Annotated in this window: 20 protein-coding genes and 1 pseudogene; 11 read left to right on the forward strand and 10 right to left on the reverse strand. The window is 56.0% G+C overall.

Annotated elements, in window-relative coordinates; genetic code table 11:
- Nucleotides 1–3 precede the first annotated feature (3 nt).
- Nucleotides 4–882 (forward strand): LysR family transcriptional regulator, encoded by an 879-nt coding sequence (locus ACA056_RS17700; RefSeq protein ID WP_497266524.1) that lies wholly within the window; start codon nucleotides 4–6, stop codon nucleotides 880–882.
- Between the two features lie 51 nt (nucleotides 883–933).
- Here the strand turns inward: ACA056_RS17700 and ACA056_RS17705 are convergent, their stop codons facing one another.
- The 8 genes from ACA056_RS17705 to ACA056_RS17740 all read right to left on the reverse strand — a co-directional run bounded on the left by ACA056_RS17705 (nucleotide 934) and on the right by ACA056_RS17740 (nucleotide 9,731).
- Nucleotides 934–1,299 carry a histone-like nucleoid-structuring protein, MvaT/MvaU family gene (locus tag ACA056_RS17705; protein ID WP_497266526.1) on the reverse strand — a complete coding sequence of 122 codons (366 nt, stop codon included), beginning with the start codon at nucleotides 1,297–1,299 and terminating at the stop codon, nucleotides 934–936.
- A 222-nt stretch (nucleotides 1,300–1,521) separates the two neighbouring features.
- Entirely contained in the window at nucleotides 1,522–2,940 is a 1,419-nt protein-coding gene (locus ACA056_RS17710; protein WP_497266528.1) for an aldehyde dehydrogenase family protein, read from the reverse strand.
- Between the two features lie 12 nt (nucleotides 2,941–2,952).
- Entirely contained in the window at nucleotides 2,953–3,993 is a 1,041-nt protein-coding gene (locus ACA056_RS17715) for a homoserine dehydrogenase (RefSeq protein ID WP_497266530.1), read from the reverse strand.
- A gap of 113 nt (nucleotides 3,994–4,106) precedes the next feature.
- Nucleotides 4,107–4,544, reverse strand: a complete 438-nt coding sequence (locus tag ACA056_RS17720; protein WP_030130664.1) for an Lrp/AsnC family transcriptional regulator — start codon at nucleotides 4,542–4,544, stop codon at nucleotides 4,107–4,109.
- Nucleotides 4,541–5,929 (reverse strand): threonine synthase, encoded by a 1,389-nt coding sequence (thrC, locus tag ACA056_RS17725; RefSeq protein ID WP_497266532.1) that lies wholly within the window; start codon nucleotides 5,927–5,929, stop codon nucleotides 4,541–4,543. Before thrC ends, ACA056_RS17720 begins: the two co-directional genes overlap by 4 nt.
- 18 nt (nucleotides 5,930–5,947) lie before the next feature.
- The gene (locus tag ACA056_RS17730) at nucleotides 5,948–6,838 is read right to left on the reverse strand and encodes a LysR substrate-binding domain-containing protein (protein ID WP_497266534.1); all 891 of its coding nucleotides are present in this window, start codon (nucleotides 6,836–6,838) and stop codon (nucleotides 5,948–5,950) included.
- 51 nt (nucleotides 6,839–6,889) lie between these two features.
- Nucleotides 6,890–8,326 carry an amino acid permease gene (locus ACA056_RS17735; RefSeq protein ID WP_497266536.1) on the reverse strand — a complete coding sequence of 479 codons (1,437 nt, stop codon included), beginning with the start codon at nucleotides 8,324–8,326 and terminating at the stop codon, nucleotides 6,890–6,892.
- Nucleotides 8,327–8,462: 136 nt separating this feature from the next.
- Nucleotides 8,463–9,731: a cystathionine gamma-synthase family protein gene (locus ACA056_RS17740; protein ID WP_497266538.1), complete on the reverse strand. Its 1,269-nt coding sequence runs from the start codon at nucleotides 9,729–9,731 to the stop codon at nucleotides 8,463–8,465.
- A 237-nt stretch (nucleotides 9,732–9,968) separates the two neighbouring features.
- On the opposite strand from ACA056_RS17740, the pseudogene ACA056_RS17745 reads away from it, so the two are divergent.
- A pseudogene (locus tag ACA056_RS17745) lies at nucleotides 9,969–10,309 on the forward strand (hypothetical protein).
- Nucleotides 10,310–10,428: 119 nt separating this feature from the next.
- On the opposite strand, the gene ACA056_RS17750 reads toward ACA056_RS17745, so the two are convergent.
- Nucleotides 10,429–14,040 (reverse strand): DUF3320 domain-containing protein, encoded by a 3,612-nt coding sequence (locus ACA056_RS17750; RefSeq protein WP_497266540.1) that lies wholly within the window; start codon nucleotides 14,038–14,040, stop codon nucleotides 10,429–10,431.
- Between the two features lie 45 nt (nucleotides 14,041–14,085).
- Here ACA056_RS17750 and istA point away from each other — a divergent pair, with 45 nt between their 5' ends.
- The 3 genes from istA to ACA056_RS17765 all read left to right on the forward strand — a co-directional run bounded on the left by istA (nucleotide 14,086) and on the right by ACA056_RS17765 (nucleotide 16,802).
- Nucleotides 14,086–15,585 carry an IS21 family transposase gene (istA, locus tag ACA056_RS17755; protein ID WP_497273560.1) on the forward strand — a complete coding sequence of 500 codons (1,500 nt, stop codon included), beginning with the start codon at nucleotides 14,086–14,088 and terminating at the stop codon, nucleotides 15,583–15,585.
- Nucleotides 15,578–16,381 carry an IS21-like element helper ATPase IstB gene (gene istB, locus ACA056_RS17760; protein ID WP_497266542.1) on the forward strand — a complete coding sequence of 268 codons (804 nt, stop codon included), beginning with the start codon at nucleotides 15,578–15,580 and terminating at the stop codon, nucleotides 16,379–16,381. Before istA ends, istB begins: the two co-directional genes overlap by 8 nt.
- A 196-nt stretch (nucleotides 16,382–16,577) precedes the next feature.
- Nucleotides 16,578–16,802, forward strand: coding sequence for a metal/formaldehyde-sensitive transcriptional repressor (locus ACA056_RS17765; RefSeq protein ID WP_497273561.1), 225 nt, complete (start codon nucleotides 16,578–16,580; stop codon nucleotides 16,800–16,802).
- 410 nt (nucleotides 16,803–17,212) lie between these two features.
- Here the strand turns inward: ACA056_RS17765 and ACA056_RS17770 are convergent, their stop codons facing one another.
- Nucleotides 17,213–18,130, reverse strand: a complete 918-nt coding sequence (locus tag ACA056_RS17770) for a MerR family transcriptional regulator (protein WP_497266544.1) — start codon at nucleotides 18,128–18,130, stop codon at nucleotides 17,213–17,215.
- 164 nt (nucleotides 18,131–18,294) lie between these two features.
- On the opposite strand from ACA056_RS17770, the gene ACA056_RS17775 reads away from it, so the two are divergent.
- From ACA056_RS17775 to ACA056_RS17800, 6 genes are all read left to right on the forward strand, one after another.
- The gene (locus tag ACA056_RS17775; protein ID WP_497266546.1) at nucleotides 18,295–18,741 is read left to right on the forward strand and encodes a PAS domain-containing protein; all 447 of its coding nucleotides are present in this window, start codon (nucleotides 18,295–18,297) and stop codon (nucleotides 18,739–18,741) included.
- Nucleotides 18,742–18,866: 125 nt separating this feature from the next.
- Complete coding sequence (locus ACA056_RS17780) at nucleotides 18,867–19,289, forward strand: nuclear transport factor 2 family protein (RefSeq protein WP_415756275.1); 423 nt, start codon at nucleotides 18,867–18,869, stop codon at nucleotides 19,287–19,289.
- The gene (locus ACA056_RS17785) at nucleotides 19,286–20,035 is read left to right on the forward strand and encodes an SDR family NAD(P)-dependent oxidoreductase (protein WP_497266548.1); all 750 of its coding nucleotides are present in this window, start codon (nucleotides 19,286–19,288) and stop codon (nucleotides 20,033–20,035) included. The genes ACA056_RS17780 and ACA056_RS17785 overlap by 4 nt, the downstream gene beginning before the upstream one ends.
- A gap of 6 nt (nucleotides 20,036–20,041) precedes the next feature.
- Entirely contained in the window at nucleotides 20,042–21,289 is a 1,248-nt protein-coding gene (locus ACA056_RS17790) for an NAD(P)/FAD-dependent oxidoreductase (protein ID WP_497266550.1), read from the forward strand.
- On the forward strand, nucleotides 21,286–22,098 hold the full coding sequence (locus ACA056_RS17795; protein ID WP_415756272.1) for a DUF1365 domain-containing protein: 813 nt from the start codon (nucleotides 21,286–21,288) through the stop codon (nucleotides 22,096–22,098). The genes ACA056_RS17790 and ACA056_RS17795 overlap by 4 nt, the downstream gene beginning before the upstream one ends.
- Nucleotides 22,073–23,332, forward strand: a complete 1,260-nt coding sequence (locus ACA056_RS17800) for a class I SAM-dependent methyltransferase (RefSeq protein ID WP_497266552.1) — start codon at nucleotides 22,073–22,075, stop codon at nucleotides 23,330–23,332. The genes ACA056_RS17795 and ACA056_RS17800 overlap by 26 nt, the downstream gene beginning before the upstream one ends.
- The last annotated feature ends 1 nt before the right edge of the window (nucleotide 23,333 follow it).

Raw genomic sequence — 23,333 nt, forward strand, 5'->3', positions numbered from 1 at the left:
TGAATGATCAAAGAACTCAAAACACTCATCGCCGTTGCACGGGAAGGTACGTTTGCCGCTGCAGGGAATAAAATCGGCCTCACCCAAGCAGCGGTGAGCGCCCAGATTCAACGTCTGGAGGCCGAGCTCGGCTTTGAGATATTCGACAGGAAGGGACGCTCGGCCCACCTCAACAGGATGGGCCATCAAATACTCCTGCAAGCGCAAGAGCTGCTTCGGCTTTACGACAATCTGGGCTCCACCACGGTCGGACTTCCTGCGAGCGTTCTGGTGAACATCGGTGCTATCGCTTCCGTACAGCGCTCCTATCTTCCAGATGCACTAGCCAAGTTTCACCAACAATGCCCGCAATGCCGAACCCGCGTAATCCCAGGGCTATCGATGGAGTTGGTCAACCTCGTGGATGCCGGCGAGATCGACATGGCCGCAATCATTCGCCCACCCTTCTCGCTCCAGAGCGATCTACGCTGGACGACCTTGGCGCTTGAGCCCTACCGGCTGATCGTCCCGCGCGACGTGCCGGGAGAAGATTGGTCAGAACTACTTTCAAGCCAACCATTCATTCGGTACGACCGATCATCCTTCGGGGGCAGGCAGGTGGATCGCTTCCTGCGCCAGATGCATTTCACCTTGCGTGAAGTTTGTGAACTGGATGAGCTGGAGGCGATCATCAAGCTAGTGGAAAATGGCGTTGGTGTAGCGCTGGTGCCGCAGACAGCGATACATCAGGAATGGCCAGCGGCTGTAAGAGTACTCGATCTCGGACAGCACACCTTCCACCGTGATATCGGGCTCGTACACAGGTCTCGCCAGAGCTTTACCGAACCGGTGCGGATACTGGCCCAACTTATTAGTGAGCAAGTTAAGACCGGTTCTGAATAAATCCACACAGAAAAAAAGGCCCTCTCGGGCCTTTTTGTACTCAAACCAAACTCACTTTGTCAGCCAGGACTCAACTGTGGCGAAGCCGTGTTCTGCTTTCCATTCTTTCAAGGTCTTGTGATTGCCGCCTTTGGTTTCGACGACTTCGCCTGTATGCGGGTTTTTGTAGACCTTCACTTGGCGTGGCTTTCTTGTACCGGATTTTGGCTCGGCCGTTGGTGCGCGACGACCAGCCTTAGGGTCAAGCAAGTTGATCACATTCAGCAGGCTATAGCCGTACTCGGCGAGCAAAGCGCGCAGCTTTGTTTCAAATTCAATTTCTTTCTTCAGGCCAGCATCGCCTTTCAGCGTTTCGAGAGCTTCGAGCTGCTCTGCTAGGTGTTTTTCGAGCTGGCGGAATTCTGCGAGCTTGGACATGGTTAACCTCGTAAATGATTGCGTGGATATGTGAGATAGGGCGAACCAAACAAGTTGTCCGTTCACCGCTGAAGAGTTGAGGTCAGGATATCTCACAACGCATCGGCCGTGCACTTCTGTGTAAGGTCGCGCGACCCACTTCTAATTTTTATCACAGCGGACATCGGGCGTTGGGAAAAAACCTCCATCCGATGTACGTCGACGGCAATTTACTTCGTAGGTTTAATCCAACTCGCTGATGCAAACCACTTTAGGCTGCGTCATGTCCTCATACGCAAATCGAACACCTTCGCGCCCCAGACTTCCGTACTTAAAACCACCGAAAGGCATGGCATCAAAACGATAATCGGAAGAATCATTGATCATCACACCACCCGCCTCAATCTGACGCGCTAGTTTCAAAGCTTTGGAAATGTCACGTGTAAAAAGACCTGCATGCAAGCTGTACTCTGTTGCGTTAGCCAGAGCAACAGCATCATCCAGATGGTCAAAAGGCTCCAGGATAACCACCGGCGCGAAGACCTCCTGCTGCCAAATCGTACTGCTATGCCTCACGTGTTCAAGCACAGTCGGCGCATAACTTCCCCCTTGGCGATGGTGCCCACACAGAAGAACGGCACCCTCGGCCAGCGCATCATTTACCAATTGTTCGGTACGACGCGCCGCCTGTTCCGTGATCATCGGGCCTACATCTGTTGCTCGCTGGTCAGGATCGCCCACCACCAATGCACGCGTTTGGCTGACAAAACGCTCACGGAAGTCCTCATAAATTGAACGATGAACAAGGATGCGCTGTGTGCCGATGCAATTCTGCCCTGCGGCCCAAAAGGCACCAGACACACAGGACTCCACGGTCGGTTCAATATCACAATCTTCAAGCACGAGAACCGGGGCATTCCCTCCGAGATCCATTGCCAACTTTTTCAACCCAGCGCTACGTGCAATAGCCTCTCCCGTGGCAAAGCCCCCCGTAAAGGAAATCATCCGAACTTCGCGTACCTCTACCAATGCTTTACCCAAGTCGACGCCACCTGTAGCCGGGGTAATCACAGAGGGTGGAAGTCCCGCTTTCACCAGGCACTCAACAAGCTTGAGAGCAGACAACGGCGCGAGTTCCGAGGGTTTCAAAATCACGGCATTGCCACCGGCGATTGCCGGGCCGAGTTTATGGGCGACCAAATTCAGCGGATCGTTGTAGGGAGTGATCGCGACGATAAGCCCCAACGGTTCCCGCGTGAACCAACCCTGACGCGACTCCGATCCTTCATATGCCCCAAATGGAATCACTTCCCCGGCGTTACGACGCGCCTCTTCCGCCGATAGCTTCAACGTGTTCACGCAACGCTTCACTTCCTTCTCTGCTTGTCGTAGCGTTTTTCCCGCCTCTGCAACGATCAGCTTGGCAAATGCATCAGACTCAAGATCCACACACCGGGCGGCGTCCTCAAGAATGCGCGCACGCAGGTGACGAGGCATTGCCGCACTCTCGCGCACGCCGATTCGCGCGCGTTCCAGCAAGCCAGGAACTGCGGCTGCATCGAGGCAAGGGACGCTCCCTACCAAGCGACCATCGAATGGACTGAACACATCAATCTGTTTGGCTTCAACAAGCTGGATACTGGCCATGCTGGATACGCTCATGACTATCTCCTGTTATTTGCCGTAGGTGGTGTGGATAGCGACGATGTCCGACAGCAATGCGAAGGCTGTCTCCATACGCCCTGCCCCAGGCCCGGACACCGTGACAGCCCCCAGCAGTTCGGTATTGAATGACACTGCATTCGTAGCACCGCAAATTCCGGCAAGAGGATGTGAGTTCGACAGTAACCGAGCCTCCACACTCGCTCGAACCGAGCCATCTGCTTCACGATCGGCTGAGCCAATCAGTTTCCAGCTCGCGCCATTTGCACTTGCCTGAGCAATATCTTCCGCGCTGATATTGCTGATACCCGAACACGCTACATCACTGACATTCAATCGTGCATTGAGCAGTTCGTTGGCCAGGATCACCACCTTGAGGCGTACGTCAAACCCTTCCACATCGGCGGTTGGATCTGCCTCCGCGTAGCCGAGTTGTTGCGCTTGTACGACGGCATCGTTGAACGCTAGGCCGTCTTTCATTTGGGTGAGCACGTAGTTGGAGGTGCCGTTCAGGATGCCTTCGAAACCTTGTACGTTGGCACCCGCCAAGGCCTGTTTGGCCAGACGAATCACGGGGGTGCCACTCATCACCGCCCCCTCGTATTCGAAAGCGACCCGGCTGCGACGGGCCAACGCCTTGAGCTCGGCACCGTGCAGCGCAATAGGCCCCTTATTGGTGGTCACTACATGAATGCCACTTTCCAAGGCCCAGCGGCAAAAGGTAGTTGCGGGCTCGCCATCCACCGGATTGGTGAAAGTGGCCTCAGCGATGATGTCTGCACCGGAATGCTTGATCACGTTTTCGTTGAATGCCTCAGCATTGCCGCCGGGCAGTTGAGCGAGTGCGCCTTTCTCAATCGGCAGCGCGACCAACTGTTTTGCATCCAGACCGTCTTTAGCAACGATGGAGCCAAGGAACAGATCGGTGACACCGACAATTTTAATAGTGAAGCCCAGTGACTCTTTCCACTCGGAATTACGATCGGCGACCAATTGGGCGAAGCCACGGTTCACGCCACCAAACCCTACCAAGGCAATTTTGTACTCAGTCATAAAAGCTGTTCCTTTATTGATGTTGTTCGATAGGAACATGCTAAGAGTCGGGCTTTGGCAGTTGAATATGGCAGTCTGCTGTATTAGTTGGGCATTTTGCCCAAGCACGACTTTTAAAACACTGCTGAAAGGACGAACGATGTCACGGTGTTTTCCACCCCCGGCATGGCCGCGATTTCCTTCCACACGAGATGGACACGTTCAGGTGTGGCTGCATTCACGCGCAGCATTAAATCGAACTCCCCACTGAGTACTTCACACTGCACGACTTCGGGAATGGAGCGCAGTGCAGCCAGTACTTCTTCGCCACGCATGCGGTCGTAGCGGTAGACAAAGATCACCGCGCTGATAAGCGACGTAGGCCGCCGCGACTCACCAAGAAGTACCGTATAGCCCTGGATCGCACCGTCGCGCTCAAGACGCTCGATGCGCTGGCGCACAGCATTGCGCGACAAGTTGATCTTGGCACCCAGTTCGATATGGGCTATTCGCGCATTAGCGGTAAGTTCGGCCAGTATGCGCTCGTCCAGCGGATCCAGAATGCGCTTCATGAAAGCCTCTGCTGCGCCACACGAAGAGCCTGGCACAGCCCCTCCAGATCGTCCTTGGCCAGGTAAGGTGGTTGTGCGCGCACCTCGACAGTGCTCGGAACGCTTGCTTGCCAGACACCCAACTCGGCCAACAGCGCCGCCGACTTGGCCGGCGCAATTTGCCCGAAGGTGACCATTGGCGCCCCCAGGCTGCGTCGATGAAGCCGGCCGGCCAGTACACCGACAGCGGTGTGAGGATCGATGGCCGAGCCTGTCTCTCGGAACAGTTCGACCACCTCATCGCGCACCTGGGATTCGTCTACCGCATAGGAATCGAAGAGTACTCGGGCACGCAGCCATTGCTGATTGCCGATGCTCATTTCTCCGCAACTTTCAAAATGCTCCATCAGCGCTTTTGTTGAGCAGCCATCGTGCTCGTAAATTTCCCAAATAAACCGCTCCAGGTTGGAAAACAACGAGAAGTCCATCGCCGGCGATACTGTTCGATTAGTCATCCGGGTGGAGTAGCGATTGCAATGAAAAAACTGGTGCAGGGCATCATTGCTGTTGGTGGAAATGATCACCTGATTGATGGGTAATCCCATTCTCTGCGCGATGTAGCCGGCATAGATCTCGGCCGAGCTGGCAGCTGGAACGCTAAAGCCAACGGGACGCGAGCCACCGCCCAGTTGCAACGCCGCGTGGAAGTAAAAAACTATCTGGGCCAGGACGCCGATCCAATTGGTCGAGTTGAAACAGACCGGCATCACTCCGTCCAACGGCCACTCACGCAAGAGTCGGGAGACCAGCGTCTGGCAATCATCGAAATTACCGTCAACCGGAAACAGCTGAACCCGCTGCGGGTCGGCTGCCTGCAATGCACCGAGTTGCTCAGGCGCAAGACCGTCGCGCGGATACAGTATCGCCATGCGGGCGGCCGGGCAGTTAGTAAAGGCTTCAAGCGCCGCGAGGCCGGTATCACCGTTAGTTGCACCGACCACCAACGCTTCTTTACCGACCTCCTCCAGAAAATGCTCGACCAGGCGCGACTGCAATTGCGCGGCGAAATCCTTGGAAGAACGGGTCGGGCCATGAAACAGCTGGAGTATCCACTCGTTATGCCCGATCTGCTCAAGCGGCGTAATAGCGCGGTGCTTGAATTGTTGATAACTGTCGCTGAGCAAGGCACGGAGGGTGCTTTCGTCGATGGACGAGCCAACAAAGGGCGAGATTACCCGCCATACCAGCTCATCAAACGGCAGCCATGACCAGCTGGTGATTTGTTGCTCAGTGAATACCGGCAAACTGGTTGGGACATACAGGCCACCATTTTCGGCGAGCCCCGACAAAACCACACTGCGAAAGTCCGCCCGCATGTCACCGCCGCGTGTGCTTACGTAATCCATGACCACTCCCAATCGGTATTACAAAAGGCGGTGAGCTTGAGCCACCAGCCAAGTAGAAAAATTTGCGGCATCAGGCGATAGCACTTCGGTCTGCTCGTGCACCAAATAAAATGATTCGCTGGCCTCGATTCTGTGGCTGAATGGCGCAACCAACTGCCCACTCTTGAGCAAATCCTCGACCACCGAAGACCGTGCTAGCGCAACGCCCTGCCCTAGTTCGGCCATGCGGATCGTGGAAATCAGCGTGTCAAACTGAAGGCCACGGGAATAGTCGACGTCGTCTGCTCCAACTCGCTTCAGCCAGTAACCCCAACCTTCTTCGTACCCCAACACATGAAGCAGAGAATGGTTCATCAAGTCACAAGGCTCATGTATTGGAGAGCTGGCCATGAGCTTTGGGGAGCAAACAGGCTGAAGGATGTCCCAAGTCAAACGCTGAGCGTGCAAGCCCGACCACTCACCGCATCCCCAGCGAATCTCCAGGTCATCCTCGCCGTCCGGTTCTTTCACCCAAATGTTGCTGATATATCGAATATCAATCTGGGGATACTCCCGACAAAAATCTGCGAGTCGGGGGGCCAACCAATAGTGAAGAAAGGAAAGGCTGCCGCGCACCTTCAAATGTCTTCGATTGTGCTGGCCGAAAATCTCGTTTGTGCCAACTGCAAGGCGACTGATCGCGTCTTGTACGACAGGCAGGTACGACTGCCCTTCCTCGGTCAAGCCAAGCCCTCGGGGTAAGCGCTTGAACAGCGCCACACCGAGGTGACTTTCTAACTGACGGATCTGCTGACTCACAGCCCCTTGAGTCAAATGGAGTTCCTCCGCCGCGTGGGTGAAATTCAAATAACGCGCCGATACTTCGAATGCCCTCAACCAATTCAAGGGTGGTAGTGACTTTTGGCTCATCGGCGCAACCTCATCAGGGCTTTATCTATGCTCAATCATTGCCTGAGAAATTCACGCGGTGCTAGAGGAATGAACAGCTGCGGCTAAAGCCAACCGCTCTGCTCTCTTGTTTCGAGTGATCCAGTAAACAAAATAACACCACGCGATAAAGGGGAGGCCGAAGTAAAGCGCCACTCGCTGCTCAGGATCAAAAGCGATACCCACACAGGCCAGCAGACAACACAACATTGCACCGATAGGCACCCATGGATAGCCACGTACACGGAAATGTAGGTCTTCAACTCGTCCGCCATTAGCGACGTATTGACGACGGAACGCGATCTGGCTTGCAGCAATGCTCATCCACACGACTACGACCGCCAGACCGGAAATGGACACCAAGGCCAAGTAAACCGTATCAGGGGCAAACACACTGCTGAGCAGAGAAGCCACTGCACCCGCCATACTAAGAACGATGGCGTTCACCGGTGTGCCCCGACTGGAGAGCCTGGCGTAGCGCTTAGGCATATGTCCTTGATCGCTCAATGTCCACAGCATGCGCGATGCTGCATACAGTCCCGAGTTAGCGGCGGAAATCAGTGCCGTGAGAATGACGAAATTCATAATGTCGGCAGAGTATGGGATGCCAATCAACTCAAACACCATGACGAACGGACTTTCTACGAGCCCCGCTTGTTCTCGTGGCAGTAACGTCGCAAGGACGAAAATTGTCCCCACGAAGAACAGAGCCAAACGTACCACTGTCGTGCGGATTGCCTTGGGCACGCTAGTTTGTGGATCTTGCGCTTCACCTGCCGCAATTCCGATCAGCTCAGTTCCGGAAAATGCGAAGGAAACAGCTAGGAGGGTCATTGCAATGGGTAAGAACCCGGTGGGGAAAAGCCCCTCACGTGTGAAGTTGGAAAGTCCCGCACCCTGCAAATTCTGTACTTGAAAAAGACCGAAAATTGCCGCTCCGCCGATCACAATGAACGTGATAACGGTCAGAACCTTAATCAGCGAAAGCCAAAATTCAGTTTCCGCAAACAAACGAACAGAGACAACATTGCTTAAGAAGACTGCAATGGCAAACAGCGCACTCCAAATCCAGACCGGTGTGTCAGGAAACCACCGAACCATCAGTATGCCCGCAGCTGTAAATTCTGAACCGATAGCTACTGCCCAAGTGAGCCAGTAAAGCCAGGCCACTGTATAGCCTGTGCCTGGGCCCAGGTATCGCGTGGCGTAGCTACTGAACGATCCGGTTTCTGGCATCTGAACAGCCAACTCACCGAGACAGACCATGACTAAATACACCATCACTGCACCGATCATGTAAGCGATCACTGCACCGAGTGGCCCTGCCTGATTAACCGTGTAACCGGAAGTAAGGAATAACCCCGTACCGATCACACCGCCCAACGCCAACATAACGATGTGGCGGGTTTGCATTTCCTTTTTGAAATGCGAATTTGGATCGGGCTGATTATCTTCTATCTGTGTGGTCATAGTTGTATTCTCATGAAATGTTCGGACAAGCGTCTTGTAACTGGCTTTTGGGCAGTACAATTTTGTTGTCACTGGATTTTATTATTTTCATTCTTCATGAAGGGCTTAAGATGAATATCGAAAGTCCTGCCCGTATTCAGGCTCCTACCTCAATGAAACGTTGAGCACTGTCAGCGTGAGGGCTTGCATCACCTTGCTTACTTCGCACTAAAGCGAAGGCTTGTTTTAGATCAGCCAATAAATCGGCTGAATCTTCAATACCTACGGACACTCGAACCAAACCTTCGGAAATTCCAAGTGCCTGACGTTCTTCCAAGGTATTTTCCACGTGACTGGTCGTCCGAGCCGGCCCATAGATGGTCTCGACAGCGCCCAAATTACCCGCCCGATGCGCATATCTGAGCAGCGGTAGCAAACGAGTAACTGTGTCCATGCCTCCTTTCAGCACGAAGCTCACGATGGCTCCGAATCCGTTCATTTGCGAACGAGCGATGTCATGACCTGGATGTTGAGGCAACCCCGGATAGTTCACAGACTCGACCAGCGGTTCGGTACAGAGGTACTCGGCCAAAAGTTGCGCGCTCGCCTGTTGCTGGCGAAGACGCAGAGCCAGAGTCTTGATGCCTCGGATGATTAGATACGCCGAAAAAGGATCCAGCGAGGCACCATTGATTTCACGGTAATGGCGAACTTGAGACATCAAATGCTCGGCGCCGCAAACCACACCACCGAGTACATCACCATGACCGGACAGGAATTTAGTCGCGCTGTGCACAACCACATCAACGCCTAAAGCGAGCGGATTCTGATTCAGAGGCGTCGCGAATGTATTGTCCGCGACAACCAAAGCACCCACTCGCTTCGCCGCTGCCGCAAGGCGACGAATATCAACGATTTTCAGCGTTGGGTTCGTGGGTGTTTCCAGGTACAGGACGCTGCAGCCTTTAGCGATCTCCTGCTCAAGTGCCACAGTGTCGAGCGTATCGCAAAGGGTTACCTCCACACCCATGCGTGGAAGAAACTCCTCAAAAATTTTGTTCGTACCACCGTAGCTGTCACGTGTAGATATCACACGCTGCCCATAGGATAGGAAGGTGTGTAGCACACCGCTGATTGCGGCCATTCCGGTGCTGAAAGCTACAGCCGACTCTGCGTTTTCGAGCTCACAGAGTTTATCTTCTAAGACAGAGACAGTGGGGTTGCTCATCCGGCTGTAAATGAAGCCGGGCTCCTTTCCCAATGCCACGTCATACCACTTATCGATATCGTCATAGCCATAGGCGGCACTGACCACGATGGGTGTCTGGGTCGCATTGTAGGGATGCTGAACTTGCTCTCCTCCCCATACGACTCGAGTCCCCATACCAACCTCTGAAGCTTGGACGGCGCGTTTCTTATTTTCCATAAAATGTCTCGCATCAAGGGAAACACAACCGTGTTCCATGTGGGCTTGGGAGGACTATAAGGAAGGCTCATGCTTGTGAAAAATCATGATATCTGGGAGTAAGGGGTGCTTTTTTTAATGGCTGGATGCGAGTTACAGATTGTCAAACCGTTACTAGCTGAGAGCACCTCACCAACATTCAGCTGCGAGACATCACGTGCTGGGTATGCAGCACTAAAGCACCATGGATTTGCAGAGATGAACCCAATGACTCCTGACGGTCGATACTTTGTAGTCAAAGGGCAGCTGTGGCGTTGCAGCAACCCTTCGCTGAATGAGATGACCCGCAGCGCCTTGTTGACGAGCTGATGGCAGCGCGACGTGAGGTAAAGGCAGCGAAAGCCTCGGGCGATCCTGGGCAGCAGAAGTTGGCAAGGGCGCGCGTCCAAACGGCGAAGGTGGCGCTCGGGGAGCGCGGGCCGGTTTGGTGGGACGATGGGAGTCCTGATTTCAATAGATGTCAGGTCGCTAATACACCCTATGCTGAATGGTATCTCTCATTGAGTGCCGCAAACTCCAGAACACCAAAGGAAAAATGAGCTGGGGAAAACGAACAGCAGAAGCGCGGCACCTCAGAGCATTTATGTTTATGGATACCCGCTCGATTGAGAGGCCCCAGAGTCAACACCATTGTATTAACCCTGGGCTTACAACGAGTCTATTTTTCCTGCTCTACTCGGCTCGCTTTTTCGAGCCTCAGTCGGCTGGACGCGGTCAGTTTCTGAAGTCCCAGCTCTCTGGCCATGGCGTGCAGTAATGCCTCCCCTGCTTTGCCTTTGGCACGAAGCTCCCGAGCGAGTGATGCCAGCTCATCGCCACAGATTTCATCAACCGGTCGGACACTCGCCTCATCTTCTGGACGCCGACAGACAACGGCAGATGCATCAGTTATCTGGCTCGGCCAGTAGAACTCCCCGACATCATCAATCGTCATACGATGAGTGCTCTGCGCCATCGCCGACACTCTTTCTCGAATCTTCGAACCCGTACGCACCCAACCATGAGCCCTGGCAATTCGCCGAGCAAGTATTACATCGAGAATAGGCCCTTCTTCGCTGATCACATGCTCGATGAGTGCGCTTAAAACGCCGGAGTAACTCGCATCAAAAAAAGCTTCCGGATCCACCCCTTGGACATTCGAAGCAGGATCGGATTCTCGGTAATAAACAACCGCCGCCGGTAAATAATGCGATTGGGGGCTGCTCACAGGCTGAGGTGCCAAAGCAACTGCTGCGTATTGCTGGCTCTGAGGGGCATCCGCCTCGTCATTAGCACTCTCGATTGTCAGCGGCTCAGTGATTGAACCTGTGACCTCCTCGATCAACTCGATGACCTCCACTACTGCAGTTTCGGCCTGCAAGCGGGCGGCCTCTTCCCGGGCTTCATGCTCGGCGCGTTGAGCTCGACTCAACACAAGCAAAGCGGTCAGACGTTCATGGATAAGATCAGCGGTGCCAACGGCGTTAATCCACCAGTCAGTTGACCAGATACGCAGAATCTCCCAGCCAAGCCCACGCAATACGTGCTCACGCAGCTTGTCTCTATCCCGCGCCGTAGCGCTGCGATGGTAGGTCGCCCCGTCACACTCCACACCCGCCAGGTAGCGACCAGGTGCATCAGGATCGACCACGCCCAAATCGATCCTGAATGCGGAAACACCGACTTGAGTATGCACCTGCCATCCTCGGCTTGTGAGCGCCGCGGCGACCGCTTTTTCGAAAGGACTGTCAAAGCCGCCGACACTGCCAGTGACTGCTTCAGCGAGCGCTCGAGGCCCGCGCTGTGCAAATTCAAGGAAGTGCTTCAGGTCACGTACGCCAATCGACTGTGTTCTCGTGAGATCTATTTGCTCAGGTTGCAAACTAGCGAAGACGCACAGCTCGTGCCGAGCTCTTGTAATTGCTACGTTCAATCGACGCTCGCCGCCAGGGCGATTGATAGGGCCAAAATTCATGGCCAGAGTACCCGCTGCATCGCGGCCGTAAGTAATCGAGAAGTAGATGATGTCTCGCTCATCCCCTTGAACACTCTCAAGGTTCTTAACAAACAGAGGCTCAAGTTCGGTGTCGGCAAAGTACGCTTCAAGCGAAGGTTCGTTACGACGAGCTTCGGCCAACAAATCCTCGATGAGCTTCTGCTGCTCACCGTTGAACGTCACCACACCAATGGTCAGCTTGCTTTCTCGGAAACCTGGTGAGCGCAGACGACCAACTACATCAGCGACGATAGCACGTGCTTCAATCAGGTTTGTTCTCGAACCACCCTTGGAGTAGACACCCGCGATCTCGTGCAGTTTAACGGCACGGTCATTCGTCACGGGGGATGGAAACGTCACAAGCTTGGACTCGTAGTAACGCTGGTTCGAGAAGGCAATCAAACTTTCATGGCGACTGCAGTAGTGCCAATTCAAGTGACGAACCGGAAGGTTCGCGCTGATGCACTCATCCAGAATGCTCTCAAGATCGGCCTCAACATCTTCATCATCCGCCGTCGATTCTGCGCGATCAAAGAATGACGTTGGAGGTAGCTGTTTGGGGTCACCGACCATCACAACTTGTTTACCACGCGCCATGGCCCCAACTGCATCCCACACGGGGATTTGCGAGGCTTCGTCGAAAATGACGAGATCAAATGCACTCGCGCCAGGTGTGAGGTATTGGGCGATGGATAGCGGGCTCATCAGCATGCACGGCGTCAGTTTCGTCAACGCATCTGGAATCTTGGACATCAACTCGCGAAGCGGCAAATGACGAGTTTTCTTACCCATCTCGTACCTGAGTACACCCCACTCCGAGGAACGGGTTACGCTCTCGGGATTAGGAAGATCCGCACAAAGACGTGCCCGCAGCCAATCACGAGTCAATGCAGTGAAACGGTCATCCAGGGCTCTGAAATCCCGAATTCGCTGCTCATGCTCAACGCTAACAAAACCGCGAATGACTGGTTCGTTATCGACAACCGCGTTCAGCCACCACCGCGCGTAGTTGGTTTCAAATGAATGGCGGACTTCACCGGCTCTAACAAGGTTGCCTTCCATAGCCTGAACCAGACTCGAGAGCCCCGCAGCAACCGCCTCTTCACGCACCTTGCGCCATGCACACCAGGCACGAACACCGGGCTCAGATCGAACCATGGACTCGCAATGCCGCAGTAGCGCATCCAGCGTAAACAGTTGGATGTCCGCTTGCCCTGATTCTGTAAAACGCCCCGCTGTTGCAAGAACATTCACACGCTGACGGAGTAACTCAAAGCACTCACGCAATTCAGCACCTGATTGGCAAACTATGCCCTCCGGTTCAAGCAGTGCATTCGCGTCGCCGAGCAGTACCTGTATTGCACTGCGATACGCAGATACAAGTTCAGGTGTCGTACCGAGCTGAGCGAGTGCAGATGCTAGCTTGCCTTGGAACGCTACCGCTTCCGTGACCTTGTCTACTTTGGTTTTAAGACCCGCCCACAATCCGGAGCTAACCGCACTCAGATCATCGAATTCCAATATGGCTTTTTCAACGAGATGTCGCTGCTGAAGCACGGCCAAATCCGACTGCATGGTCTTGCCACATCGGCCGACTGCTACTGGATCATGATCACCCTCGAGCCCACCCTGCTCAACCACTGGACGACGCGAGGTTTGAAAAGCAATTGCAGCGAACAACGGTACCGCGTCGGTATCAAGTCCAGACCATAATCCTTCTGTGAGATCGCCCAGGTGCAGGTAGGGAGCCAGCTCTTGGTCAAGCAGGACAATAGAGTGCATATGGGCGAGGTCAGATTTCAACTGCTCACCGCAATGACCTTCAGCGATAACATCGAACCCGACATCAGTCCAAGGCTCCTCCGCTGCCACGCACAGCGTTGCCTGGCGCAATTGAATGACAGCCTTAAGATGCTGCGCAACCGATAGTGAGCCGTCCCAGATTTGCGTGCAGTGTTCACCCAACTCCATTGTGTCGAGCTTCTCACGCAGGTCTCGGATCTGAATCCAGACAAGCAGGTCTTTCGCCACATCGGGTTCTGCATCACCGGAGACGGCTGTGGAGAGAGTCTTTGTGACTTTGCGAGTTCCCATCAGTGACTTGGGCCAGAACGACTGCTCTGCGCTTTGCCAATCTCCGACTAATTCGCGTACATCAAGTGTTTCGATGATGTCGGTATAAGTCACGGAGAGCTCTTGTTTGAGTTCCGCGATACCGTCGAGCATGTTGCCGCTGACCGAAAACTGACCCAGTAGAGGCTGTTCTGCCGACTGAAAACTGACCCAGGTGTTCAACTGCTTCTGCTCACTTTTCGAGCAGGAGAACACAGGGTGATCAGCATGGAAATGTTGGGAACAATCCGGCGGATGTACTTCCGCGACAAGCTCTCGCTGCACCAGATAGCCAAGCGTACCGGGCTGTCGAGAAACACCATCCGAAAATGGGTCAGAGCGCCCGAATCCACTCAGCCGGCGTACCAGCGGTGCGCGACCTTCAACAAACTCAGCCCATTCCACCACACGCTGGAACAGGCGCTGAAAGCCGATTCGTTCCGGGCAAAGCACAACCGCAGAAGCGCCAAAGCACTTTTCGAGCAGATCAAGGCCGAGGGTTATGACGGCGGCTATAGCCAGCTCACGGCGTTTGTACGCTCGTGGCGAGGTGAGCAAGGCAAGTCTTTACGCGCTTTTGTACCGCTGACGTTTGCGCTCGGTGAAGCCTTTCAATTTGACTGGAGCGAAGAAGGACTGCTGATCGGCGGCCTGTTTCGACGCATCCAGGTCTCCCACATGAAGCTGTGCGCCAGTCGCGCATTCTGGTTGGTTGCGTACCCTAGCCAAGGTCACGAGATGCTGTTCGATGCCCATACACGCTCGTTCGGAGCGTTAGGTGGCGTGCCGCGTCGCGGCATCTACGACAACATGAAAACGGCTGTCGACAAGGTCAACAAAGGCAAGGGCCGCACGGTCAATGCCCGGTTTGCCGTGATGTGCGCGCACTACCTGTTCGATCCGGATTTCTGCAACGTAGCCTCTGGCTGGGAAAAGGGCATTGTCGAGAAGAACGTTCAAGACAGTCGACGGCGCATTTGGCTTGACGCTCAAAACTGCATGTTCCACACCTTCGAGGAACTGAATGCCTGGCTCGGCCAACGCTGTCGTGCGCTCTGGAACGAGCTGCTGCATCCGCAGTACAACGGACTAACGGTGGCGGATGTTTTGGAGCTGGAACGGGTCGAAATGATGCCGATGCCGACGGCCTTTGATGGCTACGTCGAGCGCACCGTGCGGGTCTCCAGCACCTGCCTGATCAGCGTGGCGCGAAACCGCTATTCGGTGCCTTGTGAGCGAGTCGGCCAGTGGGTCAGCAGCCGTCTTTACCCATCCCGGATCGTGGTCATCGCCGATGACACGATGATCGCCAGCCACGAGCGCCTCTTTGATCGAGATCAGGTCAGTTTTGACTGGCAGCATTACATCCCACTCATCGAGCGCAAGCCGGGTGCACTGCGCAATGGCGCACCGTTTGCCGATCTGCCCAATCCGTTGCGGCTTCTAAAACGGGGCCTGAGACGTCACAGCAACGGTGATCGAATCATGACGCAGGTGCTGGCTGCCGTGCCCATCGCCGGTCTCGACCCGGTGCTGGTAGCGGTAGAACTGGTGCTTGAGTCGGGAAGTCTGAGCGCCGATCACATCTTAAATGTTCTCGCTCGACTCACCGCTACTGCACCGCCGCCTTCCGTAGAAACCAGCCTGCAACTCAAGGTGGCGCCTGTTGCCAACACGGCCCGATATGACCAACTCCGTACAACAGATGAGGAGAGCCGCAATGCGTGACTTGATGGCAGAACTTAAAGAACTGCGTCTGCATGGCATGGCGCAGGCTTGGGAAGAACTGGCGGCCCAGGGAGAAGCTTCGACGGCATCCTCGAAATGGCTGCTTGAGCATCTGCTCCAACAGGAGCAAGCAGATCGCGCCGTGCGCTCTGTGAATCATCAGATGAACATGGCAAAGCTCCCCCTGCACCGTGATTTAGCTGGCTTTGACTTCAGCGCTTCCAGCGCTGATGCCCGTCTGGTCAAGGAGTTATCCAGCTTGGAATTTACGGAGACTGCGCAAAATGTAGTTTTCATCGGTGGGCCTGGAACCGGAAAAACACACCTGGCCAGTGCCTTGGCCGTGTCCGGAATCACTACTCATAACAAACGAGTCCGGTTCTTCTCCACGGTGGATCTCGTCAATCTGCTGGAGCGTGAAAAGTACGATGGCAAGGTAGGCCGAATTGCCCAAGGACTGCTTCGAACAGACCTGGTGATACTTGATGAACTTGGGTATTTGCCCTTCAGCCAGAGTGGTGGCGCGCTGTTATTTCACCTGCTTTCAAAACTGTACGAACACACCAGCGTGGTCATCACCACCAACCTCAGCTTCTCGGAATGGTCGAGTGTGTTTGGCGACGCCAAGATGACCACTGCGTTACTAGATCGGCTGACACACCACTGCCACATCGTCGAAACGGGCAACGAGTCCTACCGTCTGCAACACAGCACCTTGGCCGCCCAGACAAAGATCAGGTCGCGTGAACGAAAGCGCAAGGATGAAGAGGGTATCGAGGACGATGAACCGTTTTGATCTGCACCATAAACACCCTGCCGCATGCCTGCATGCGGTGGGGCCAGATGCGTCTTCAACCAGGACACTACTGCTAAGCTTATCCACAATTGCTGGGACAAAAATCAGCAATCCGTCCTGGGTCAATTTTCAATCGGCAGGGTGGGTCAGTTTTCAATCAGCGCCAACAGACGATCTTCTTAAACGCGTAAAACGCATCGCTGGACAAATTCAAGCCGTTGAACGGACATTGGAATCGGATCTCGATTGCGCCAAAACACTGCACGTTGTTGCTGCCACTCGCGGAGCCATCAACGGCTTGATGGAGAAAATCATCGAGGACCACGCGCGGGAGCATGTCGCGAACCCTGCGCTCAGTGAAGAAGAGCGTGACAAGGGGGTCGAAGAGCTTCTTGAAGCCATTCGCCGTTACTCCAAGTGAACTCATCCAGGCAGCTGCCGCGGTCTGTACCGTTTTACTCAGCGTGCTGGTACTTGGCTTGAGTGCCAATCCATGGGTCTCAAGGCTGGCCCGTCGAACAGCGGACAAAGTCGATTGAAAATAAACAAAATCTCTACAACAAAGTAAGCTCTGTACAGAATTTGTAGAGGCTTTGATGGGCCATGACACCTTCCGAGAAACTCGTTCCATGGCACGGAAACTGGTTCCTTTCGCAAACAAAGATCATCTACAGAAACTGCAGGGCAGAGCAGTCCGAGTCAGATAAAGAACTCAAATTCCCTCACATCTCCCAGTGTTCCAGATCAGGCTCTGTATCCAACCCTTGGCAGGAGCTGGATGAGTTTTGCAATGCAGTTTGAGATAACCCTCCTTAACTGGAGCGACTGGATTCAAATTTGCAGTGTTCCCCTTACCAAGGCTTCCAGTCTGGGCAAAATACTCGCTTCGTCATTGCCCAAAATGGCAATCGAAGAACCACGCAACCCTGCCGACGAAGCGGCAGCTGCGTCGCCGGCCAAGGCCACTGGGCACGTAACGCCCATTTGAAGCGCACGCAGTCGCTTGTGCGCATCTGCCTGCAGTGGCGCCTGAACCAATAGCACCAGCGCGGCGGGCTGAATTGCTTCACACAGCAACGGCAGTTCTTCCAGAGGCTGGCCCGTGCCCAACACCTCGATGCGCAGCTGGTCACTACTCATCAACAAACCAGCACACAACAGCTCCAATTCGCGCGCATGGCCCGAGCCGTCTGCTAGCAGCACGCAAGCACCGTTGCTCTGGTTCATCTGCAGCCGCAATAACATCCGCGCACGCAAGAAGGCGTCAAGGAACAACCACTGACTGCGTCGACCGAAATTATTACCGGATGCCAGGCTGCGCCAGACCGGCAGCAGAATAGCCTCCAGTGCAGTAGCTTTCGGATAGATCGTAAATAGTTGCCCGTGCAGGCGCTCCAGCTCAGCGCCATCAAAAGCCAGCGTGGCATGATGAACTGCCTCTTGCCACTGGACCAGGGGGGCTTCGGCCGAGCCAGATACAGTGATACCGGGCGTGTCCTGCTGCCGGACGAGCAAAGCGCCTATCTTGCTGATGGGCAGGCCCCGGCTGGTCCAGAGCATGATGCTACGAATATGTTCGATGTCCTGTTGCGAATACAGGCGATGCCCTCCCACAGTGCGTACTGGTCGGATCAGCCCGTGGCGGCGCTCCCATGCCCGCAAGGTGATCGGGTTGACGCCAGTCAGGCTGGCTACTTCCCGCATGGGGAGCAAGGCGTCGTCGGAGGTGGATTCGATGGGCTCGGTCATTGAAAGTCGTTGCATCCTGAGTGTGTCGGCATTCTAAACCAGGCATGACACTTTTTAACCAGCACCAATCGATGTCCGACGGCCCTGCGTCCTGCCATCTAGGCATGGCAGTCGCTGACGACTACGCTATGGGGCAAACCCACGAATCACAATGAGCCCAGACCATGATTGACGCCAAACTCCTGCAACTTATGGTCGAAGCCTCCAATGACGGCATCGTCGTGGCCGAGCAGGAAGGCAATGACAGCATCCTCATCTATGCCAACCCTGCCTTCGAACGCCTGACCGGCTACAGTGCCGACGAAATTCTCTACCAGGATTGCCGGTTCCTGCAGGCAGACGATCATGCCCAGGCCGCCCTGGAGGCAATCCGCGACGCCATCCGCCTCGGTCAGCCCTGCCGTCAGGTGCTGCGCAACTATCGCAAGGATGGCAGCCCGTTCTGGAACGAGCTGTCTATCACTCCCGTGCACAATGATGCCGACCAGTTGACCTACTACATTGGCATACAGCACGACGTCAGCGACAAGATTGCCGCTCTGGAAAGGATTCAGTCACTTGAGACCGAAGTGGCCGAGCTTCGCAGTAAACTGGCAAGCCTCGGTGGCTAACGACGAGTAGCGCTACGACCGACACAAAAAGTGTACAAGAATATTGACTTGTACAATTTTCCCCGTAGGCTTCAGATAAATCTGTACAGTTTTCTCGAATTGTACAACTTTACCTGGAGCCTGCCATGTCTGCATATCTCCACCAATTCGCTGATACGTTCGCAACGCTGAACGCCGATTGCCTGGACCGCCTGGGCGAGCTATACAGCAACGACGTTCAGTTTCGTGATCCCTTGCATCAGCTGGATGGCTTGCCGGCACTGCGCACGTACTTTGAAAAACTGTACACCAACGTTCAGGATATCCGCTACGACCTCCTTGACGCGGATGAAACCGCCCCCGGTCACGGTTATCTGCGCTGGAACCTGCATTTTCGTCATCCACGCCTGTCCCACGGCCAGCCGATCAGTCTGCAAGGCTGCAGCCACCTGCGCTGGGCGACACATGTCTACCTGCACCACGACTACTTCGATGCCGGCGCCCTGCTCTACGAGCACGTCCCGGTTCTTGGCGGGGTGATCGGCTGGATCAAGGGCAGGCTCGCATGAGCCGCTGCTGGCTGACAGGCGCTAGCAGCGGCCTCGGTGCTGCCCTGGCTGAACGGCTGCTGGAGCAAGGCCATGAGGTGGCCTTGGGGGGCCGCCGGGCGGAGGCACTGATGCCGCTAGTGCTGCGCTACCCTGGGGCCCTGCTCACTACCGGCGATGTGACTGACCCACGACAGGTCTCGGCTATCTGCGAGAACATCGAGCATGCCTGGGGCGCACTCGACCTGGTGATCCTGAACGCTGGCACCTGCGAATACCTTGTGCCGGGCAGGTTCTCGGCCGAGACCGTCGAGCGGATGATGCGCACCAACCTGCTGGGGGTCAGCTACTGCCTGCAGGCGGCCCTTCCACTGCTGCGCCGTGGGCAACGACCACACCTGGTAGTGATCGGTAGCTCGGTGACCTGGCTGGCGCTGCCCCGGGCTGGAGCCTATGGCGCGTCCAAGGCGGCCCTGCGTTATCTGGTCGAGTCCCTGCGCCTGGATCTACATGCCGAAGGCATCGATGTAACGCTGGTCAGCCCAGGCTTCATCGACACCCCCCTGACTCAGCGCAACACCTTTGCCATGCCACAACTCTGGACGGCCGACCGCGCCGCGCGGCATGTCGTCGCGCGCCTGACGCGACGACCGTTGGAGATCAACTTTCCACGCCTCTTCATACTCATCCTGCGCTTGCTTGGCGCCCTGCCAGCGCGTTGGCGCCTGGCCCTGGGCCGTCGACTGGCGCGAACCGAACAGGAATAGCGTCATATGCGTATCGCCATTATCGGCAGCGGGATCTCTGGGCTGACCTGTGCCTATCTGCTGTCACGTCGCAATGAGGTGACCGTGTTCGAAGCGGCTGACTGGATCGGCGGTCATACCCATACTGTCGACATCGAATGGCAGGGCCAGCGTTATGCAGTAGACACCGGTTTCATCGTATTCAACGACTGGACCTATCCCAACTTCATCCGCTTGATGGATCGCCTTGGAGTCGTCTCACGCCCCACCGAGATGAGCTTTTCCGTGAACGATCCGGAGAGCGGCCTGGAATACAACGGCAATAACCTGGACACCCTCTTCGCCCAGCGCAGCAATCTGCTGTCGCCGGGCTTCTGGGGCATGTTGCGCGATATCGTGCGCTTCAACCGCCAGGCGGTGGCCGACCTTGACGGCCACCGCATTGAGCCAGGTATGAGTCTTGGTGATTACCTGCACACGCGAAGCTACGGGCAGCGTTTCATCCATCACTACATCGTACCCATGGGCTCGGCCATCTGGTCGGTATCACGGGCCGATATGCTGCGCTTCCCGTTGCACTTCTTCGTCCATTTTTTTCGTAACCATGGACTGCTCTCGATCAGCCAGCGGCCACAATGGCGAGTGATCGAGGGTGGCTCGCGCAGCTATGTGGAGCCGTTGTGCAAGACGTTCAGCGAACGCATTCGGCTCAACTGCCCGGTGATGAGCGTCCGCCGGGACGACAACGGCGTGGTGATCACTAGTGCGGCAGGCCATGAGCGTTTCGACAAGGTCGTGTTCGCCTGCCATAGCGACCAGGCTTTGGCGCTGCTGGAGAAACCGACGGCCACCGAGCACGAGGTGCTAGGCGCCCTCGACTATGCCGCCAACGAAGTATTGCTTCACACCGACACCCGCCTGCTGCCCAGCCGGCGCAAGGCTTGGGCCAGCTGGAACTATCGCCTCGGTGGACCCGCGCACGCCCCGGCGGCCGTGACCTACAACATGAACATACTGCAAGGCCTCGACGCCCCGGTAACCTTCTGCATAAGCCTCAATCAGGGCGATTGCGTGGACCCGTCGCAGGTGCTGGCTCGCTTCAAATATGCACATCCTCAATACAGCCTTGCAGCCATGGCGGCCCAAGCGCGCCAGGGCGAGCTACAGGGAAACCAGCACAGCTACTTCTGCGGCGCTTATTGGGCAAACGGCTTCCATGAGGATGGCGTGGTCAGCGCACTGGACGTCGCCCAAAGATTCGGGGAGCGCCTGTGAACAGCAGCCTTTGCTACGGTTGGGTCAGCCACCGGCGTCTGGTGCCGCGGTTCCATGGATTCCGTTATCGCATTGGCATGCTTTATCTGGATCTGGACGAACAGGATCTGCTGCTGGGCCTGTCCCCGTTACTCGGTGCTTTTCGCCTGGCGCCGTTGTGCTGGCGAGAAACCGATTACCTGCCAGCCTGGACTCGTCGCGGTATCCCCTTGAAGGAAGCTGTGCGCGAAGTGGTGGCCAAGGCCTTGGGCCAGGCGCCCTGCGGCACCATTCATTTGCTGACCCAGCCGCGCAGTTGGGGGGTTTCATTCAATCCGGTCAGTTTCTACTTTTGCCACGACAGTGACGGTCTCCTGGCGGCGATTGTGCTGGAGGTACGTAACACCCCTTGGCGTGAACGTTTTCACTACGTGTTGTCTGTGCTGCCCGGTCAGCCCCGGCAGTTCTCGGTCACGAAGGCATTCCATGTCTCGCCATTCCTGCCAATGGATATGCAGTACCACATGCGCTTTTCCATTGATGACGCGCACATGCGCATCCACATGGAAAACCGCCGCGAAGGACAAAAAGTATTCGAGGCCGACCTGTCCCTGCGCCGACAGCCGCTGGATGCCGCCGCACTACAACGGCACGTATTGGCCTTCCCCTGGATGAGCCTGCGCACCCTCGGTGCGATTTATTGGCAAGCCATGCGCCTGTTACTCAAACGCACCCCGCTCTATGCCCACAAGACCAGTCAGAGCAGCCAAAACCTTGGCCATCACGTCCACGAGGAGCCCAAGCATGTCCGATCCAACTCTGAGCGTTAGCAAATCGTTGGGCCTGGCGCCGTTATTCGGCGGCCTGGCCAGGAGCGCCGTGCTCACTCAGCTTCGCAACTTGCGCCAAGGCCGGCTGCGCCTGATCTACCAAGACCGGCAGTGGCTGTTCGGCGACGTCGCCAGCGCGCTACACGCTGAGGTCGAGATCTTCGACGAGGCAGCTTGGGGGATGGTGGCTGCCAACGGCTCTATCGGTGCCGGCGAAGCTTACATCCATGGCTACTGGCGCAGTCCGGACCTGGCCGCGGTCACTCGCCTCTTCGTCGCCAACCTGGAGGTACTCGACGCCCTTGAAGGCGGGTTGGCGCGCCTGGGCCGTCCGATCCTACGTCTGCTGCACTGGCTAAACCGCAACAGCCGGCGCGGCGCGCGACGCAACATTCTTGCCCATTACGATCTGGGCAATGCCTTGTTCGAGCGGCTGCTGGACCCGACCATGATGTACTCGGCAGCCATGTTCGACAGTCTGGAACAGAGTCTGGAGCAGGCCCAACTGAACAAGCTCGAGCGTATCTGCGCCAAACTTGCGCTGCGCCCCGATGACCATCTGCTCGAGATCGGTAGCGGATGGGGCAGCCTGGCGATCCATGCCGCCACCCACCACGGGTGCCGGGTGACCACCACCACGTTGTCCGAGGCGCAGTACGCCCATACCCTGCAGCGCGTCCAGGATCTTGGTCTGCAACACCGCATTACCGTCCTGCGCGAGGACTACCGCGACCTTGGCGGACGCTTCGACAAGCTGGTCTCTATCGAGATGATCGAGGCGGTCGGGCACCGCTATCTGCCTGTTTACTTTCAGCGCTGCGCGTCGCTGCTCAAGGATGACGGCTTGATGCTGCTGCAGGCCATCACCATCCGTGACCAGCGTTATGAACAGGCCCGGCGGTCGGTAGATTTCATTCAGCGCTATATTTTTCCCGGTGGTGCCCTCCCCTCCCTGAGCGTCATGCTGCAGACCGCCAGTTGCCATACCGCGTTGAACCTGGTGCACATGGAGGACTTCGGCCTGGACTATGCGCGGACTCTTCAGCACTGGCGCGACAACTTGCGTCAGTCGCGCACCGCCTTGACCGAGCTGGGCTATGACGACACCTTTCAGCGCCTCTGGGACTTCTACCTGTGTTACTGCCAGGGTGGTTTCGAGGAGCGTACTATCGGCGTCGCGCAACTGCTCTGGGCAGCTCCGGCCGCACGCCGCGCAGCGCTGCCGGGCGCCTGAT

The organism is Pseudomonas sp. LBUM1666 (assembly GCF_059695775.1).

Coding starts and splice junctions, on each gene's coding strand:
- ACA056_RS17700 (WP_497266524.1), top strand. CDS start 4: ATGATCAAAGAACTCAAAACACTCATCGCCGTTGCACGGGAAGGTACG.
- ACA056_RS17705 (WP_497266526.1), bottom strand. CDS start 1,299: ATGTCCAAGCTCGCAGAATTCCGCCAGCTCGAAAAACACCTAGCAGAG.
- ACA056_RS17710 (WP_497266528.1), bottom strand. CDS start 2,940: ATGAGCGTATCCAGCATGGCCAGTATCCAGCTTGTTGAAGCCAAACAG.
- ACA056_RS17715 (WP_497266530.1), bottom strand. CDS start 3,993: ATGACTGAGTACAAAATTGCCTTGGTAGGGTTTGGTGGCGTGAACCGT.
- ACA056_RS17720 (WP_030130664.1), bottom strand. CDS start 4,544: ATGAAGCGCATTCTGGATCCGCTGGACGAGCGCATACTGGCCGAACTT.
- thrC (WP_497266532.1), bottom strand. CDS start 5,929: ATGGATTACGTAAGCACACGCGGCGGTGACATGCGGGCGGACTTTCGC.
- ACA056_RS17730 (WP_497266534.1), bottom strand. CDS start 6,838: ATGAGCCAAAAGTCACTACCACCCTTGAATTGGTTGAGGGCATTCGAA.
- ACA056_RS17735 (WP_497266536.1), bottom strand. CDS start 8,326: ATGACCACACAGATAGAAGATAATCAGCCCGATCCAAATTCGCATTTC.
- ACA056_RS17740 (WP_497266538.1), bottom strand. CDS start 9,731: ATGGAAAATAAGAAACGCGCCGTCCAAGCTTCAGAGGTTGGTATGGGG.
- istA (WP_497273560.1), top strand. CDS start 14,086: ATGGAAATGTTGGGAACAATCCGGCGGATGTACTTCCGCGACAAGCTC.
- istB (WP_497266542.1), top strand. CDS start 15,578: ATGCGTGACTTGATGGCAGAACTTAAAGAACTGCGTCTGCATGGCATG.
- ACA056_RS17770 (WP_497266544.1), bottom strand. CDS start 18,130: ATGACCGAGCCCATCGAATCCACCTCCGACGACGCCTTGCTCCCCATG.
- ACA056_RS17775 (WP_497266546.1), top strand. CDS start 18,295: ATGATTGACGCCAAACTCCTGCAACTTATGGTCGAAGCCTCCAATGAC.
- ACA056_RS17780 (WP_415756275.1), top strand. CDS start 18,867: ATGTCTGCATATCTCCACCAATTCGCTGATACGTTCGCAACGCTGAAC.
- ACA056_RS17785 (WP_497266548.1), top strand. CDS start 19,286: ATGAGCCGCTGCTGGCTGACAGGCGCTAGCAGCGGCCTCGGTGCTGCC.
- ACA056_RS17790 (WP_497266550.1), top strand. CDS start 20,042: ATGCGTATCGCCATTATCGGCAGCGGGATCTCTGGGCTGACCTGTGCC.
- ACA056_RS17800 (WP_497266552.1), top strand. CDS start 22,073: ATGTCCGATCCAACTCTGAGCGTTAGCAAATCGTTGGGCCTGGCGCCG.